Source organism: Pseudomonas sp. Pse35 (assembly GCF_024519715.1).
Taxonomy (GTDB): domain Bacteria; phylum Pseudomonadota; class Gammaproteobacteria; order Pseudomonadales; family Pseudomonadaceae; genus Aquipseudomonas; species Aquipseudomonas paracarnis.
On record NZ_JALJRP010000028.1, the window covers coordinates 31725 to 47855 of the forward strand.

The following is a 16131-nucleotide window of genomic DNA, read 5'->3' on the forward strand; positions in this document are numbered from 1 at the left end:
GGGTCGATAGCAGGGTGAACCTTTCATCCTATAAGGAGACGAGCATGGATATGAGAGTGGTAATGCCCAATGCGCTTTCTAAGCAGGCAGATGCTTTTGTCATCAAAAACCCAGAGAAAACGACGAACACGTTTACTTTTACTGAAGAGTCCAAAGCCGTTGATGAACTGCGAGTGTGGCAGCAAACGCATCTTGCTGACCTGAAGCAGTTTTTAAAGAGCTATGACATGACATCTATTAGCACTGACGAGCTAAAAGTGGTCGGAAGGCGGTTGTACGAGAGCAATATCATTGATGCAAACGCTTTCGGCGTATTCACATTTGGAGATGGTGCATTTGATGCCAACGGAAAACAAACAAACACACAGGTAAAATTCAACGCAATCGCCCTATTCAACGAAAAGCTGGATGATTACCTTGACTTTGTTAAAAGCAACCCAAGCGTGGGGCGATCGCAAGGCATTCCTGAATACATAAAAGGGATGGTGGATGCTAATCGCGCTATTAATGCGTTGGCGTACTTCTCGAACTCTTCGAAAAATGATCTGTCAGTCGAAGAGCATGCTTGATCCCGACGCAGAAACCCAAATCGAAGTGTGCCAGAACCTCTGGCACACCTTATTTATCTATGGGTCAGCGGCCGTATCTAACGGTACCCGAATAGGACTTTGATTCCCCATCCGGGTTGTGAAGCCTCACTCGATAGGTACCTAAGGTTCCTACCCAGGAAGTATTGGCTGAAAGCGCGTTACCGGCGACGGCTTTCCAGGAACTGCCGACCTCTTGATCAATATAAATCTGAGGACTTCTCCCTGCACCGCCAGCGGAAACCATGGCATTTATATTTGCGCCGGAGCAACCGTTCGCACCACTTATCGTGAAGGGACCATGGGCGACACTATCACCTCCAGGCCCGATTATCCCGGTGAAGCTCTCTGAAATATTCAAGCAAAGCGCAGACACCTGAACAGACACCACCATCAACGCACTAAAGGGTAACGCAATTAAACGCTTCATAAGTTCACCATCACATTATGGATTGAAAACTTAACGCATGAAGGTCATCACGCCACGTGCTCATTCAGCTATAGCAACGCCCTCACAGTTAAGTACTGTGACCCCTCTACCCAAAAGCGTCTGTAGCGGCCGCGTAGGATCACCATTAAAACTGTGCACGATTTTTTGTTCCGGATATGCCAGCCACTTCCTAAAAACAATAAGGCAGGGTCTGTCATACTCAAGCGAAGGGCGCTGTCAGTTATTTCCTAATCCCGCCTGTAACGCCACTTTCACGCAAGTCAGGTGCCGTCCTGGCCGCCCATTCTAAAAAGAACCTTTTTTAAAATACCAAGTGCTCTTGCACATAGGCCTTGAACGCCTGGTCACGTGCCGGCTGATGCGTGGGCGGGCGCTCGGGAAGCACTGTACCGGGAGGCTGCTGCATTAATCGGTAAACTCCGATCAGCTTCCTGGAGCCCTGCTCCATCGCGTAGATCAACCCTGGCGCGGGGGCGCGCGCAGAGCGTTTGCTGACGATTCTTATGGGTACCTGATCGGTGATCGGTAATTCCCCAAAAGCCGCCTGCGCGGCTTCAATTATCGCGCGGTTCTGCTTGAACAAGTTGGGGTCTGTCTTGAGCTGAGACAGCAGGGCAACACTGGTCATCGTGGACTCCGCGTTGAGATTGCCGGCGCGGGAGCCATACATGTTGACGCCCGTCTTGCCCACAAGGACTGGTGCATCTTCACCTGGCAGGACCAACACTGCAGGGTCGGTATGCCCGTTGGCCAGGTTGAGCAAACCTGCCGCATTTTCTTCATCTGTTCTCAACCGCGTGAGGTAGGCGAGATCAAGCGTACCTCGGCTCACAGGGCCTGGCAGGTGGTCCAATTCATGAATCAACGCGTTGCTCATAGCGCCTTCGTGGGAGCCGAAATGCTGGTAATAGCGCTTGGCACCATCGATGTTGACCTCCATGAATTTCCCCGTCTTATCGACCTTGAAATCTTCCGGGATGACCTGCGCCACCCATCGTTGGTCCCGGGAGCGCATGAACTTTATGTTTCTGGTGGTCAGCGCTTGAGCGTTGGTCTTGAGCCGTGTAAGGCGAGAGGTCATCAGTTTTCGTGCGTGATCAGGTCTAATGCCCTGGAAGCTCTTGAGCACAAAGTCCACGTCTTCAGTCAGCGCAGGGTCTGCTAGCGCTTTAAGTGCATCGTCCACCTTGGACACCATCAGCGGCTGCGAACGCTCGATGAGCTCCTTGACCTCTGCGCGTGTGGCTATCGGCCCTGGCTTGACCTTGCCTTCGTTCGGTTGCGTCGCCACCGGGCGCTCTTCCTGCGGCCTTTCTGTACTTTTGAGCGAGTCGCGGCGCATTTGCCGAACGCGCCCGACCCGTTGTTCTTCGAGTTGCGCTTTCCAAGCGGCGCGCACCACGCTCTGGGACTTCTCTCCAAGCCGATACAGGCGGCTTCCTACCCACTTGGCGGCTTTGAGCAGAGGTTCAGAGAGGCCGGCGAATGGATTGAGCAAACCGTTGGTGACTGTCCCCACCGCCCGGGTAGCCGCCGCCAGCCTGGAAAAGCCGGTTTGCGCCTTATCGAACGCTGCAGCCCCCTCCGCTGCACCTCCTGCGACGACAGTAATGGCTACCGCAACGTCGGTGGCGCACCCTGTCAACGCTCTCAGATCTTTTTTGACGTGCCCGGAGACAATGTCGTCGTAGCAAGCCTTGAAGGGAATCAATGTATTTACAAGTGTTTTACTGACCCGTTTGACCCGATCCTGGAAACGCTCCGAGGCCGTTTGCCCCATTGCGGTAGTGAGGAGTTGTTCGGGATCCAGCACCAGATTGCGTTGGGCTACGTAGTCAGCAATCGCATTGGCCCGCTCCGAAAAAAAACCAAGCGGTGCCAGCGTTTGTGAAGATGTCGCCGCCGGCAGTGTTTCGCGCAATGCCCTGATCTGCACCTCGGATGCCCCCGCCCGTGGACCGTCCACGTGGGACTTCATACGGGTCACCCACAACCGCGGGACGATTGCCTCGCCTTTGTCCAACATCGCCTTGAAGTCGTGCCGTTCGACATAGGTCCCGCTCATGGGAAAAAACTCATAACACTTGGCATCTTTGCCCTGCCCGACGCCGATCAGGAAGCCATAGCGCCCCCTCACCGCCTGGAGTTGCTCATCGGCATCTGTTATGGAAGTACCTGCGCCATTAATGGACTCGGCCTCGACTCGATAAAAGGTCAGTTCCTGAGTGGCCAGTGCCTGCCGGTCCGCGTAGGGCATTTTGCTGAGAATGTCTTTCAGGCCCGTGGAGACGGCCTTTTGAAAACGCTCGGTATCACCCTTGACAGCCTCGGCAAGGGACTGCCCGGAATGTTTCAACCTCGTGAAGTGCACCCGCAGGGAAGCCAGCCTGGGGTCATATTCATCTTTGAACAACGTGGCGCCAGTCATATCCACAAGCCTGGTCGAGGCAAATTCACCGTACTTGAGATTGCCGCTCATGTGCAGGTCAACCAGGCTTTCCTTAAAGCCGAGACTGCGCTGCAACCAGGGTAACCCGGGCACCATATTAGACAGCAACTGGGGAAACCGGTACGCCACGGTATGCATCGGTTCGTTCAGATCGTGCCCGGGAAGCACGCGTTCGAGGTCAGCCTGCGCTCGCCGGTCTTTTATCGGGGTGCTCAATGTTACAAGGGCCTGATGAGAGCTCTCGATATAGTCGTTGTATTTTGTCGCAGCGACTTGCAGGTCTTGGGTGGTGTACTGATCGTCCGCTCGCCGAGCAATTACCCCGTGCATCGTTGCCCAATCAAGCAGCGGTTCTGTTTCGATGGCATGAAACAACACCACTTGCTCCGGCGTCTGGGCCTGGAGGATGGCGCGCTCCAGCACCTGGTCATAGGTGAGGGTGCGGCTGGAGCCCTCTGCTGACTCCTCCAGCAACGCGACAGTTTTCCTGAGTACCACCCAGGCAGGAGAGCCGATGCGCAACGTATCCGGCGTGTCTGGCAGCACAAACTCTGGAGCGACACTGGCCAGCATGATATGCACAGTGGCATCCACCGCCTCGGGCCGCACGCGCCCATTGCGCACCAGATGCGCCTTCAAGTCGCCCTTGACTTCTGCCAGGGTACGCCCGGCGTTAGCCGGTGAGTACAGGTCATAACCTGCGATATGGTTTCTACGCTGCCCCAGCTCGGGGTCAATGCTCAACATCAGGGCAGTCAGCAGCAATTGGTTGCGCTGGTCGTTTGAAAACCCGGCAGGATCACGCCCAATCGCAGCCAGCAATGTGTTCTGCCGATAGCGATTGAGCGGTGCATGGCTACTCAGATGCCGAGTGATCTGATCATCCATGTTTTGCGTGGTCACGTTCATGCTGGTGAGGATGCCGTCGCCGACATAGGTTCTTAACGCCTCGACCAAGCGTTGGCGTTCGTCAAGGCTCAGGCTTGGGTGGCCTGGCTCCGGTGCCTGCGCAGATGCCCAGGTGTAGTTGCCCAAGGCAGGACTCGATGGTAGCCCAAGACGCTGCCAATTGATCAGGTTACGCACCTGCGCGGCCGTTCGCGGCAGGTTTTCACCACTCAGCCCTGGAAAACTTTGTTGCAGAAACGCCAGCGCGGTGGTGTCTTTGTCGACGGCGCCAGGACGGGGTGCCAGGTTAAACCGCAGGTTCGCCAGGTCGACGAAGGCATAGTCAGCCTTATCGAGCACACTGCGCTCCAAGACGGTCAACCAGGCTTGCCGGTCAATCGCGTCCGCCTCGCCTTGAGTGAATCTGTGTTGCGCGGGAACCGACCCGGCAACCCACGATGACGAGACCTCAGGGGGGGTAACAAAAGGTGGGGGACCGAAACGCGCTGAAGAGAGAAGAGGTATTGCTGCAGGAACTTTTGATAACACGTCCATGACCCAGCGTTCAATAAGGGTTTCCAGACTGAGAGAAGGTCTGCGCTGGCTCCATAGGAAAAAGACGAGGCGCAAGCCAGACCTTTCGCTACGCTAAATGCCGCCGACTCAACTCGCGTCGCGCAGAATCAGGCTGCGCAAGTGCCCCGGATTGGACCCGGACCACTTGCGGAACGCCTTGTAGAACGAACTGGTATCGGCAAACCCCAACCGCGACGCAATCTCGGCAAAACTGATCTGCGGTTCAGCCAGCCACACAATCGCCAGCTCCTTGCGTACACCGTCTTTGAGCCCCTGATAAGTCTGCCCCTCCTCTGCCAGGCGGCGGCGCAGGGTGGAAGCGGAAATGCACAAGCTGGCCGCAAGGCCCTCGGTTTCAGGCCAGGTATGGGGCGGCATCTGGCGCAGGTCGTGCTTGATGCGGGTGGCGAGGCTTTCGGGATCGCGGTATTTGACCAGGATGTTGGCCGGCGCACGGGCAAGGAAGCGCTTGAGTTCTTCCGGACTGCGCTTGATCGGCAGGTCGAGACAATCGGCTGAAAAAATCATGCGTGTGCGTGGTCGGTCAAAGCGCAGGTTGTCAGAAAACATCACCCGGTAATCGTCACAGAAGTCCGGCTGCGCGCAACGCAGTTCAATGGCGAGGATCGGGATGCGCCGCCCCGCCAGCCAGCAGGCGACGCCGTGGACGATCATCCAATAGGTGAAATAGGTAAAAGCGCGTTTTGGCTCATCAGGTTCGAGCAGGACAATCTCCGCCAGACTCTGCTGGCGAACCAGTTGGGCCGGAAGATGCTCAAGCATCAACGAGAGAAACCCCAAGCCGGTTTCCAGGCCGGCCGCCAGGCTGGGTTGCGCCATGGAGGCGCGACACAGGAACGCCAGGCTACCGGACTTGAGTGTGCGTGGGTCCATGCCAAAAAACTCATCGTCCCTGCGCCGCGCCAGCAAGCGCCACAGACGTGCATAGGCCGTGGCCGCCACGCGAGCGTCGGGCTGCTCAAGCAACGCCGGGTCAATCCCGACTTTGCTCAATGCCTCAACGGTGGCCGCTCCCGGCGCGCAACTGTGCAACAGCGCTTCGCGCACAAGGTGGATGGAGATAGTGTCTTTTTCCGACATGGGGCGTTGAACTGTCCGGCTGCAGTCTGGGTGGTCTGCATCATAAAGGCGGTTGCGCTTCGCCACCACCGTTCAGCCCACGTTCAGCAAAGGTCAATATTTCTTGTTTAGCAATGAGTATCATTATGTTACAACTTAGCTCCCTAACTAGTTGTGCCCGGGTGCCCGATGCTCGTTCCTTTTTTAATCATGCTGCGCGAAGGCATTGAAGCGGCATTAATCGTTGGCATTATCGCCAGTTACCTGCAACAGACCGGGCGTGGCCAGTGGATGCCTGCAGTGTGGATCGGCGTGTTCCTGGCGGCAGCGCTGGCGCTGCTGGTGGGCGGCGGCCTGGAGTTGGTCAGTGCGGAATTCCCGCAAAAGCAGCAGGAATTGTTTGAAGGTGTCGTCGGTCTGGTGGCCGTGGGCATCCTCAGTTCCATGGTGTTCTGGATGCGCAAAGTGGCGCGCTCGATTAAACACTCGCTGCATGAATCCCTCGATCATGCGCTGGCCGGCTCCAGGCATCAGGTGTTCGCCTTGATCGCCATGGTGTTCTTCGCCGTGGCCCGCGAAGGGCTGGAGACGGTGTTCTTCCTGTTGGCCGTGTTCCAGCAAAGCGAAGGTCCGGGCGCTCCGGTGGGCGCCCTGCTTGGCCTGGCGCTGGCCATTGTTGTGGGTTTGCTGATTTATTCCGGCAGCATGCGCCTGAACCTCAGTGCGTTTTTCCGCTGGACCGGCCTGTTCATCCTGGTGGTCGCGGCCGGCATTCTCGCCAATTCGGTGCAAGCCCTGCATGAAGCCGGCGTGTGGAATCACTGGCAGACCGTGCTATTCGACTTCAGCGCTGCGTTGCCCATGGACAGCCCGCTCGGTTCGGTACTGGCCGGTATGTTCGGTTACCAGGAGGCGCCGACCGTGAGCACCCTGGGCGCCTATCTGATTTACCTGGTGGTGGCCCTGGTGATGTTCTTCCTGCCCGCGGCCCCTACCCAGCCCGTTGCCAATACCTCTTCCGTTTCCAGCCAGTAAGGACCGTCTCTTGTCCAACCCAACCCCTCAATCGGCCCCGCCGTCCCGCGCCCTGCGCTGGGGCGTGGCCGGCTCGGTGGTGGTGATGATCGCCGCCGGAGGCCTGTTCTACTACGCCTCGCAATTGGCCGCCGGCAAGCGCCAGACCAACCACAATGAAATCGCGGTGACCATCCACGGCCACGCCTGCGAACCCAACGCCCTGACGGTACCAGCAGGACATGCCAGCTTTCGCATCATCAACCGCTCCGACCGCGCGGTGGAGTGGGAAATCCTCGACGGCGTGCTGGTGGTCGAAGAGCGGGAAAACATCGCCCCAGGCCTGAGCCAAGTGATCAACGCCAACCTGCTGCCCGGCGACTACGCCATTACCTGTGGCCTGCTGAGCAACCCTCGCGGCACCTTGCATGTCACGCCCACGGCAGAGTCTGACGCCCAGGCCAAGGCCAAGCCGTCGATGGTGGCCTTTATCGGCCCGTTGTCGGAGTTTCGCGTGTACCTGAGCAGCCAAGGCGGTGCGCTGGTCAAGGCCGTAACGGTCCTGCAACAGGCCATCGCCGCCGGCGACCTGGCCCAGGCCCAGGCGCTGTATGCACCGGCGCGCGAGGCGTATCAGCGCCTGGCGCCGGCGTCTCAGCGTCTGGCCGAATTGGATAACGCGATCAATGCCCGCGCAGATTATTTTGAACAGCGCGAGCAGGACCCTGCCTTCAGCGGCTTCCACCGCCTCGAATACAGCCTGTTCCAGCAACACAGCCTTGATGGCCTCGCGCCGGTCGCCCAACGCCTGGTTACCGACGTCACCACGCTCAAGCAGCAATTACTGGCCCAGTCCCTGCCCCCGGAGCAACTGGTGAGCATCGTGGTCCGCAACCTCAACAGCCTGGCGGACGTGCGGGCGGCGAGCGGTGAAGAGGAACGCTACAGCCACATCGACTTGAACGGCTTTGCCGCCAATCTGCAGGTCGCGCGCAAGGTGGTCGACCTGATGCGCCCGTTGCTGGTCAAGTCCGCCGCCGACCTGTTGCCCGCTATCGACAGCGCGCTCAACGCCTTCGACAGCGAACTCGACGGGCTCAAGGTGAATGACCGCTACCCCAGCTACGACAAGGTTACAGCCGATCAGCGCAAGCAGATCGGCGACAAGGCCAAGGCACTGGCCGTTGCACTCGATGGAATCGACCCCGCCCTTGGCCTTTCCGGCCTGCAGTGAAGACGACCGCATACATGAGTGATACAGAACAGTTTGACCTCCAACGTCGCCGCGTCCTGTTGGGCATGGCGGCCACCGGCGCTGCGATTGCCGGCAGCAGCCTGACCTGCCCGGCGATGGCGGCAGCGGCTGAGCAAGTCACCACCGCACCGCGCAGTGACAAGACCCAGGACCACCAGGCGTTTTTCGGCAAGCACCAAAGCGGCATCGTCACCCCGCGCCCGGCCTGCGGCATGGTCGTGGCGTTCGATGTACTGGCCAGCGACCGCCAAGACCTGGAACGTCTGTTCCGCACCCTCAACGAGCGCATCGCATTCCTGATGACCGGCGGCACCGTGCCCCAGGTCGACCCGAAATTGCCGCCCACCGATTCCGGCATCCTTGGCCCTGTGGTCACACCGGATAACCTGACCATTACAGTATCGGTCGGTGAGTCGTTGTTCGACGAACGCTTCGGCCTTGCCGCCGCCAAGCCCAAGCGCCTGAGTCGCATGGTCGGCTTTCCCAACGATGCACTGGAACCGGCGCAGTGTCACGGCGACCTGAGCCTGCAGTTCAGCTCCAACACCCCAGACACCAATATCCACGCGCTGCGCGACATCGTCAAAACCCTGCCCGACCTGCTGCTGGTGCGCTGGAAGCAAGAAGGCAGCGTGCCGCCCCAGGCACCGGCCAAGCCCGGCGAACCGGCACAGAGTGCGCGCAACTTCCTGGGCTTTCGCGATGGCTCGGCCAACCCCAACTCCAACGATGACAAGGCCATGGACCAGATCGTCTGGGTACAGCCCACCAGCGACGAGCCGGCCTGGGCCGCCCATGGCAGTTACCAGGCCGTGCGCATCATCCGTAACTTTGTCGAGCGCTGGGATCGCACTCCGCTGCAAGAACAGGAAAGCATCATCGGCCGTATCAAACCCACGGGCGCGCCCATGGACGGCCAGCACGAAACCCAGGTCCCGGACTACCGCAAGGACCCGCAAGGCAAGTTGACCAAGCTTGATGCCCACATCCGCCTGGCCAACCCGCGCACCCCGCAGACCCAGGCCAACCTGATCCTGCGGCGGCCGTTCAACTACTCCAACGGCGTCAACAAAAACGGTCAACTGGACATGGGCTTGTTGTTCATCTGCTACCAGGCTGACCTGGAGAAAGGCTTTATCAGCGTGCAAACCCGGCTCAACGGCGAACCGCTGGAGGAGTACCTCAAGCCAGTGGGTGGCGGGTATTTCTTTACCTTGCCGGGTGTCACCGGGCCCAAGGATTTCATCGGACGCACGCTGCTCGCCGCAACGCACCCTCACCCCCCTGCCAAGACCTAAAACACCCCACAGCGGAATGCATCCCATGAAGAAGTCGTCTATCGCGTTGTTGTTACTCAGCCTTTCGCCACTGGCAAGCTTCGCCGCTACTGCGCCGTTGGACCTGGTGGGCCCGGTGTCGGATTACAAAATCTACGTCACCGAAGAAATCGCTGAGCTGGTCACCCAGACCCAGGCGTTTACTGACGCCATCAATAAAGGCGACCTGGCCACCGCCAAGAAGCTCTACGCGCCGACTCGCGTGCACTATGAGTCCATCGAGCCGATCGCCGAGCTGTTCAGCGACCTCGACGCGTCCATCGACTCACGCGTCGACGATCACGAGAAAGGCGTCAAGGCCGAAGACTTCACCGGTTTCCACCGCATCGAGTACAGCCTGTTCTCCGAGAACACCACCCAGGGTCTCGCCGCCCTGGCCGATAAACTCAACAAGGACGTGCTGGACCTGAAAACCCGGGTTGACGGCCTGACCTTCCCGCCTGAAAAAGTCGTCGGCGGCGCCGCAGCGCTGCTTGAGGAAGTCGCCGCCACCAAGATTTCCGGTGAGGAAGACCGCTACAGCCATACCGACCTGTACGACTTTCAAGGCAACATCGACGGTGCAAAGAAAATCGTCGACCTGTTCCGTGGCCAGATCGACCACCAAGACAAGGCATTTTTGGCCAAGGTCGATAAAAACTTCGCCGCCGTGGACAAGATCCTGGCCAAATACAAGACCTCGGATGGCGGCTTCGAGACCTACGACAAAGTCAAGGAAAACGACCGTAAGGCTTTAGTGGGCCCGGTCAATACACTGGCGGAAGATTTGTCCACTTTGCGTGGGAAGTTGGGACTCAACTGATCGAAAGCGCCCCCCGTACGTCACGGCGAGGGCGCTGCCTGAAGTGTTTCAGGTCGTCATGCGGGCAGTGCTTCAAACCCATCCAGCGGCGTGCCGGTCGGCAACCCGGTCTTTGGATGGGTCGCGTACCAACGTCCATCGGTCTGTACCGCGTACACCGGTATCGAATGATTGTGTCCGTTATGAGCACCAGGCTGAACCGCCTGCTCCTGGACATTGTGCGGCGCCTGCAACTGGTTTGATACACCCAGGCAAGTGCGCAGTTTTTCTTCCACCACGCCAAGCTTTAAAAGCACTGAGGGGTTCGATGCCCTGCCTAACGCTTTAGGCAGCGCGACGAGCCCTTTCCCTCCAGCGGCCATCAAATCTGCCGCGCCATCCAGTGGGTTCAAGAAGCCACTGACCACCTCAACCCCCTTTTCCAGTACGCGAAACGCCTTGACGCCGAAGGGAGCCACAGCTTTTGTGGACTTGACGAGCGGTTTCAAGGTTCCAAATGCCCCACCTGCGAATGCCCCGGCGGTGTCGATGATCAGCCCGCGCATCCCTTCAACGATGTTGCCTTTGGTCAGGTCAATGACGGCCCCGACAAACGGGATCATGCTCAACAAAATACTGTCGTTGCGTCGCAATATTTCGCGCTTTTGTTCCAGCGGCAACATGCCATGCGCGACCTTCAGCACGCTGGCACGATGATGGATAAAATTGCCCTGCATGATCCGATCGACAATTGACTGGGTGCGGGGCGACGAAAAACTGTTAGGCACCTGGTTGGATGCCTCGCCCTGTACAGAGACCGGCGTAGCGTGCAGGGTCTCGCCCAGCTTATCAATAATGACACCTGGCGAGGTCACACCGGGCCTGGGCAAGGCATTGGAGCTGTAAGCGGCAAAATCAAATGGTTCCACCGCGCCCAGCCGCACGGGGAGCTCTGACACCGCCCAAGGCCCATACGTCTTCGGCACCGTTTGAAAGGTCCCCCCGAGGGCCAAATCACGCGGCAGGTCTTCGCGCTTGACGATCAACAGCTTGTCCGGGAACACCTCGAAGTAGCTGATTACCCCGTTGTAATTACAGCGTATCAGCGTGCCCTTTCGCCCTCTGCGCTCCTCCACCTGCTCCGGTGTTACATCTATCTCAGGCACGCTATCGGTTGCCTCGCGCAAGGCAAACAGGTCCACGTCCCCCCACTCCAAGGCTTGGCGATCAGCCAACGGCAGTTGGGCGATCATGCGTCTTGTGGCGATGCTCAAACCCTGCTTGAGTTTGTCCAGGTAGGCATCGACTTCACCAGGCAACTGGGCCTGCACATCCGGTAAATGGGCGATCCTGGCGTTCAACGCTTGCACGTTGGCATCAACGGCTGCCTGGTCGGATGCGCTCAGCCGCGGTATGACAAATGGTGAGGTGCGCCGGGCTGGTTGTGGCGGCTGCTCCCCGGGCGCCAGCAGCATCCACCGGTCCCTTGTAAGGTCGCCGGTCATGTACGTCTCGATCAGCGTACGCGTTCTCGGCTCGGACAGCTTCATGTTGCGGCGTTCATCCGGGTCTGCGATGTATACCCGCATGGCTTTCAACTGTTCCGCGCTCAGGCCTGGAAATACTGTCTGCAAGTTCCTGATCGCCGAGTCTTCTCGTATAGGCAGCGGCAGGTTGAACTGCTCCAACGCATAAACGAGTTGCTCGCACTCCTCATTGAAAGCCGTGATGGCCTGCAGATGGTGCTGCTGTGTGTAGCGGCCATCCACTGGCTTTTCATAAAGCCCGCGCATCAAGCCCCAATCGAGTAACACGTCGATCCCATAATTATCCAATACCGCCGCTTCGCCCGGCGTACTGGTGCTCAGCCGGCTGAGCCCCATAATTTCGGTGTAGCTCATGCGCCGCGAGCAACCAGGCCCACCTTGACGCTCGGCAAACGTGACCCCCAGGCGAAAGTCGGCCCATTCCACCGAGCCTATCCGCATCGTGGAAGGGATATCCCGGACCAGAAACTCGGGCGCGCTACTGGCCAACAACAGATGCGCGGCCAGCGGTACCGTCTTTGGATCGAGCAAGGTGTTCTGAGCCAGTTGGGTCTCGATTTCAGCGCGTACCGATGCCATCGTCCGTCCACTGTTGGCGGGCTGATAGATGTCATAACCGGCAACGTTTCCAGGGCGCCGAGGCATCTCGGGGTCGATCTGCAGCAGAACCGCCGTGAGTTCCCACTGCTTGGCTTCGAGGGTTGATAAGTCATAAGTACCGGACGTGCCCTGAAAATACAGACTGCGAGCAGCGGCCTTGCCCCATTCCAGAGCTAACGGTTGGTCAAGTATCCGCTCCAGTATCTTGTCGGCGTTGGCACGCACCTCCTGCGGGGTGTGCTCATCGAGTACGCCTTGAAAATCCAAGGCGCGCAATAGACTCGGTTCGCTGCGACCGATGGCATCGTCGCTCAAGAGTTGCGCTATCAAGCGTTTGTCATTTTCAGACAACATGCCCGGTACCCATGGTCGTGCAAGCAATTGCGCGTAATTACCCAGCGCGGGGGCAGGCGCCACCGCAGCTTGCAACCAGCGAATGACATTGCGCACTTCCTTCGCGGTCTTGGGTACGAGGAAGCCGTGAGAAATCAGTACATCACGCACGGCGGCCTTGTCGGCACCGTCTGTGGCAAGCACCGACGTGGCGCCGATCGGCGTCTGCGCATCGGCCAGCGACACCTCTTCGTCGTCGGGTCGATTGCGAACCAGATCAGCCAGGCAACCTGCCAGGTATTGACGCTCGTCCAGCCGGTCGATGGTTTTTCTTGCCGCAAGGCTGCTGCCCTGCAGCCGGCCTTTTGTCTCGGTTGACCAACCGGACCATTCCTCCGCCAACAGATGTCCACGCACCAACGCCAACTCATCGGCATTCGTTGGCGGGGTGATGTCATGCCACTGCAAGACAGCATTGCGAGAAAACCGGTCGGACTGTTCCGGCACATAAGCCACCCCATTACCCGCCCTATCCAGCGCCGTGGCAGCGGCGCGCAATCGGGCCCCGACCTGCCACCAGCCAGAATCGTCGTTCAGAGTGAACGTCTTTCGCGTTCCCACGCGACCGCTTAAGACCAGCCCTGTGATCGAATCCGGTTTCACCACCACGGTATCCAGGGCCATGCCTTTGCTCATAATCCACGCCTTGACTTCATCAGTATTGAACGCACTGCGCAAAGCGGCAAAGCCTGCGTAGAAAGTGCTGTCGGTGGGGATCTGGACGAGGGAATCCCACGCGTGGCGCGTGGCTGATGTCGCCAGCTCGTTACGCAGGCGGTGATCACCCTCGCTCGACGCCAAGGGCACAGGTTGCAGCGTCCATCGTCGGGGACTATCTACAGCAGGATTTGAGGCTGCTTCGCGCTTGCTGCGAACAACGGGGTCGGGGAAGGCGTTTGCCGCCGGGCTCACAGAATGTAGCGGCGGCGTAAACGCAAGGGTGTCGCGACTAGGGCTGATACTCGACATGTCTGTTTCCTCTGAACCAATCAAGGGCAGAGTTCTCGTCCCTAAGAACCGTCGAGAAACAACGTAGCAACCAACACAAGCTATGCGAGTAGGTAAACTCCTAAGGCGGTGAAAACAGTCCTACAGAATACGGTACAGCAACCGCTCGATGCGCACTCGACTGACCCGGCGCAGGAACTTGCCCACCGCGGGTGGATAATCCACCAGCGTTTGCAACTGTTGGTAGCCCTCGATACGGGTTACGTGCTGGAAGATCTGGGCCAACTCGGTACGCCGCGGCGCTAGCCACTGCCCTTGTGGATCGTCGATCAGCAAGCCGTTTTCCAAATCGAGGCGAAACGCCCGAGGGTTGAGGTTGTTGCCGGTGAGCAAGGTGTAGCGCTCATCCACCCACATGCCCTTTAGATGGTAGGTGTTATCGCCGTCGCGCCATAAGTGCAGGTTCAACTGGCCGCTGTTGATCATCGGCTGATGCCGCTTGGCAAAGCGTCGCAGGCTGATCTCGTACAGGTACGGCAACGCCGCAATCACCTTGAAAGGTTCGGTGGGCGGAATGTAGAAATCGTTGGCGGTCTTGTCGCCCACCACGATGTCGATCTTCACACCGCGTGCCAGAGCGCGGTTGATCTCACGGGTCACCGGCAATGGGAGGTTGAAATACGGCGTGCAAATAGTCAGCTGCTGCTGGGCGCTGGCGATCAATTCGAGGATCACCCGGCTCAACGGGTTGTTCTTGCCGACGCCCAGCAATGGGCTGACCGACAGATGACCGTTGGGAAACTGGCCGGCCGTGGTGTCGTAGGCCGCATGCTTGAGACGGCTGCGCAGGTCGCCGATGTCGTTGCGCAGGCTGCGAGTGGTGGGCGGGTTCGGCAGGTCCAGGCGATGCACGGCCTTGGACGCCACCAGGCCGTGTTCCACCAGATGCTGCATCGAATCGGCCAAAGGTTGGCTATGGATCAGATGGTAACGGTCGAAGCGGTATTTATCGAACTTGTGCAGGTACACATTGTTCAGGCTGGCGCCGCTGTACAGCACGCTGTCATCGATCACGAAACCCTTGAGGTGCAACACGCCGAACAGCTCGCGGGTTTGCACCGGCACGCCGTACACCGGTACTTCGGTGGCGTGGCGCTGAGTCATCGCCTGGTACCAGGCGCTGTTGCCCGGTTGCTTGCCCGCGCCGATCAACCCGCGCTGGGCGCGCAGCCAATCAACCATCACCACGATGTCCAGTTCGGGCCGTGCGGCCTTGGCGGCATGCAGCGCGTCGTAGATTTCCTGCCCCGCCTCATCCTGCTGCAAGTACAAGGCAACGATGTATATACGCCGCGTGGCCTGGGCGATTTTCTCCAACAAGCAGCGACGGTAGGCGTCGGCGCTGGGCAGCACTTCAATGGCCTCGTTGGACAACGGGAAACCGCGCAGCTTGGGCAACAGGGAGCGTTTGAAGAACGACGGCATAGGGCTCGCAATGGGTCGAATCCGAAGAGGCCCAAAGCTTACACCATGAGGCTGCTCAGGTCTCGCAGTGGGCAATTCAAAAAACCTGTTGACCATGAAGAACGATCGTTCTACTGTGCGAAACATGAACGATATCACTCAGAATGAAACCCGCGACATCATCCTCGACGTCACCGAAAAATTGATCTATCGCCACGGCATTGCTGCCACCGGCATGGACTTACTGGTGAAAACCGCCGGGGTGTCGAGAAAGAGTATCTACCGCTACTTCGCCAACAAGGATGAGTTGGTGATTGCTGCCCTTCAACGCCGCGACGAGCGCTGGATGCAGTGGCTGCGCAGCGAAGTGGAACACAGCGACGACAGCGGCCAGCGCCTGCTGGAGCTGTTCAGCGCGCTCAAGCGCTGGTTCGGCTCGGCGGACTTTCGCGGCTGCGCCTTTATTAACACTAGCGGTGAAACCGGCGACGCCCAGGACCCGGTGCGCCTGTTGGCCAAGGCCCATAAACGCAAACTGTTCGAGTACGCACTCGAACTGTGCCAAGCACATGGCACTCCCGACCCGGAGCAGCAGGCCGCGCAACTGCTGATCCTGATCGATGGTGCCATTACCGTCGCCCTGGTCATGGGTGATTCAACAGCTGCCGATAATGCGCAATGCATGGCGCGGACCTTACTGCAACTTTGAACTCACAGACCAGGCAACTTTCGACCCAACCTTAATTACTTTGAGGAGCCGC

11 protein-coding genes are annotated in these 16131 nt (G+C 58.8%); 6 read left to right on the forward strand and 5 right to left on the reverse strand.

What is annotated here, in order from left to right:
* The first annotated feature begins 44 nt into the window (after positions 1-44).
* Entirely contained in the window at positions 45-569 is a 525-nt protein-coding gene (locus OC445_RS20775; RefSeq protein WP_072448590.1) for a hypothetical protein, read from the forward strand.
* 64 nt (positions 570-633) lie between these two features.
* On the opposite strand, the gene OC445_RS20780 is transcribed toward OC445_RS20775, so the two are convergent.
* The 3 genes from OC445_RS20780 to OC445_RS20790 form a co-directional block, all read right to left on the reverse strand.
* Entirely contained in the window at positions 634-1017 is a 384-nt protein-coding gene (locus OC445_RS20780) for a hypothetical protein (RefSeq protein WP_140915276.1), read from the reverse strand.
* Between the two features lie 322 nt (positions 1018-1339).
* The gene (locus OC445_RS20785) at positions 1340-4735 is read right to left on the reverse strand and encodes a hypothetical protein (protein ID WP_262020326.1); all 3396 of its coding nucleotides are present in this window, start codon (positions 4733-4735) and stop codon (positions 1340-1342) included.
* A gap of 303 nt (positions 4736-5038) precedes the next feature.
* Positions 5039-6052, reverse strand: a complete 1014-nt coding sequence (locus tag OC445_RS20790) for an AraC family transcriptional regulator (protein WP_054895923.1) — start codon at positions 6050-6052, stop codon at positions 5039-5041.
* A gap of 168 nt (positions 6053-6220) precedes the next feature.
* On the opposite strand from OC445_RS20790, the gene efeU reads away from it, so the two are divergent.
* Genes efeU through efeO (OC445_RS20810) form a run of 4 tightly spaced genes read left to right on the forward strand, consistent with a single transcriptional unit; the run spans position 6221 to position 10439 of the window.
* Positions 6221-7066, forward strand: a complete 846-nt coding sequence (gene efeU, locus OC445_RS20795; protein ID WP_034127362.1) for an iron uptake transporter permease EfeU — start codon at positions 6221-6223, stop codon at positions 7064-7066.
* Between the two features lie 10 nt (positions 7067-7076).
* A complete protein-coding gene (efeO, locus tag OC445_RS20800; protein WP_198791630.1) occupies positions 7077-8279 on the forward strand; it encodes an iron uptake system protein EfeO in 1203 nt (400 codons plus the stop codon).
* Between the two features lie 14 nt (positions 8280-8293).
* Positions 8294-9598, forward strand: a complete 1305-nt coding sequence (gene efeB, locus OC445_RS20805) for an iron uptake transporter deferrochelatase/peroxidase subunit (RefSeq protein WP_054921953.1) — start codon at positions 8294-8296, stop codon at positions 9596-9598.
* A gap of 25 nt (positions 9599-9623) precedes the next feature.
* Positions 9624-10439 carry an iron uptake system protein EfeO gene (efeO, locus tag OC445_RS20810; protein ID WP_034127360.1) on the forward strand — a complete coding sequence of 272 codons (816 nt, stop codon included), beginning with the start codon at positions 9624-9626 and terminating at the stop codon, positions 10437-10439.
* Positions 10440-10495: 56 nt separating this feature from the next.
* Here efeO (OC445_RS20810) and OC445_RS20815 read toward each other — a convergent pair whose 3' ends face one another.
* Both OC445_RS20815 and pssA read right to left on the reverse strand, forming a co-directional pair.
* On the reverse strand, positions 10496-13927 hold the full coding sequence (locus OC445_RS20815; protein WP_198791631.1) for a hypothetical protein: 3432 nt from the start codon (positions 13925-13927) through the stop codon (positions 10496-10498).
* Between the two features lie 120 nt (positions 13928-14047).
* A complete protein-coding gene (gene pssA, locus OC445_RS20820; protein WP_072448600.1) occupies positions 14048-15391 on the reverse strand; it encodes a CDP-diacylglycerol--serine O-phosphatidyltransferase in 1344 nt (447 codons plus the stop codon).
* Between the two features lie 124 nt (positions 15392-15515).
* Here pssA and OC445_RS20825 point away from each other — a divergent pair, with 124 nt between their 5' ends.
* Positions 15516-16079: a TetR/AcrR family transcriptional regulator gene (locus OC445_RS20825; RefSeq protein ID WP_054921956.1), complete on the forward strand. Its 564-nt coding sequence runs from the start codon at positions 15516-15518 to the stop codon at positions 16077-16079.
* The last annotated feature ends 52 nt before the right edge of the window (positions 16080-16131 follow it).

Coding starts and splice junctions, on each gene's coding strand:
- OC445_RS20775 (WP_072448590.1), top strand. CDS start 45: ATGGATATGAGAGTGGTAATGCCCAATGCGCTTTCTAAGCAGGCAGAT.
- OC445_RS20780 (WP_140915276.1), bottom strand. CDS start 1,017: ATGAAGCGTTTAATTGCGTTACCCTTTAGTGCGTTGATGGTGGTGTCT.
- OC445_RS20790 (WP_054895923.1), bottom strand. CDS start 6,052: ATGTCGGAAAAAGACACTATCTCCATCCACCTTGTGCGCGAAGCGCTG.
- efeU (WP_034127362.1), top strand. CDS start 6,221: ATGCTCGTTCCTTTTTTAATCATGCTGCGCGAAGGCATTGAAGCGGCA.
- efeB (WP_054921953.1), top strand. CDS start 8,294: ATGAGTGATACAGAACAGTTTGACCTCCAACGTCGCCGCGTCCTGTTG.
- efeO (WP_034127360.1), top strand. CDS start 9,624: ATGAAGAAGTCGTCTATCGCGTTGTTGTTACTCAGCCTTTCGCCACTG.
- OC445_RS20815 (WP_198791631.1), bottom strand. CDS start 13,927: ATGTCGAGTATCAGCCCTAGTCGCGACACCCTTGCGTTTACGCCGCCG.
- pssA (WP_072448600.1), bottom strand. CDS start 15,391: ATGCCGTCGTTCTTCAAACGCTCCCTGTTGCCCAAGCTGCGCGGTTTC.
- OC445_RS20825 (WP_054921956.1), top strand. CDS start 15,516: ATGAACGATATCACTCAGAATGAAACCCGCGACATCATCCTCGACGTC.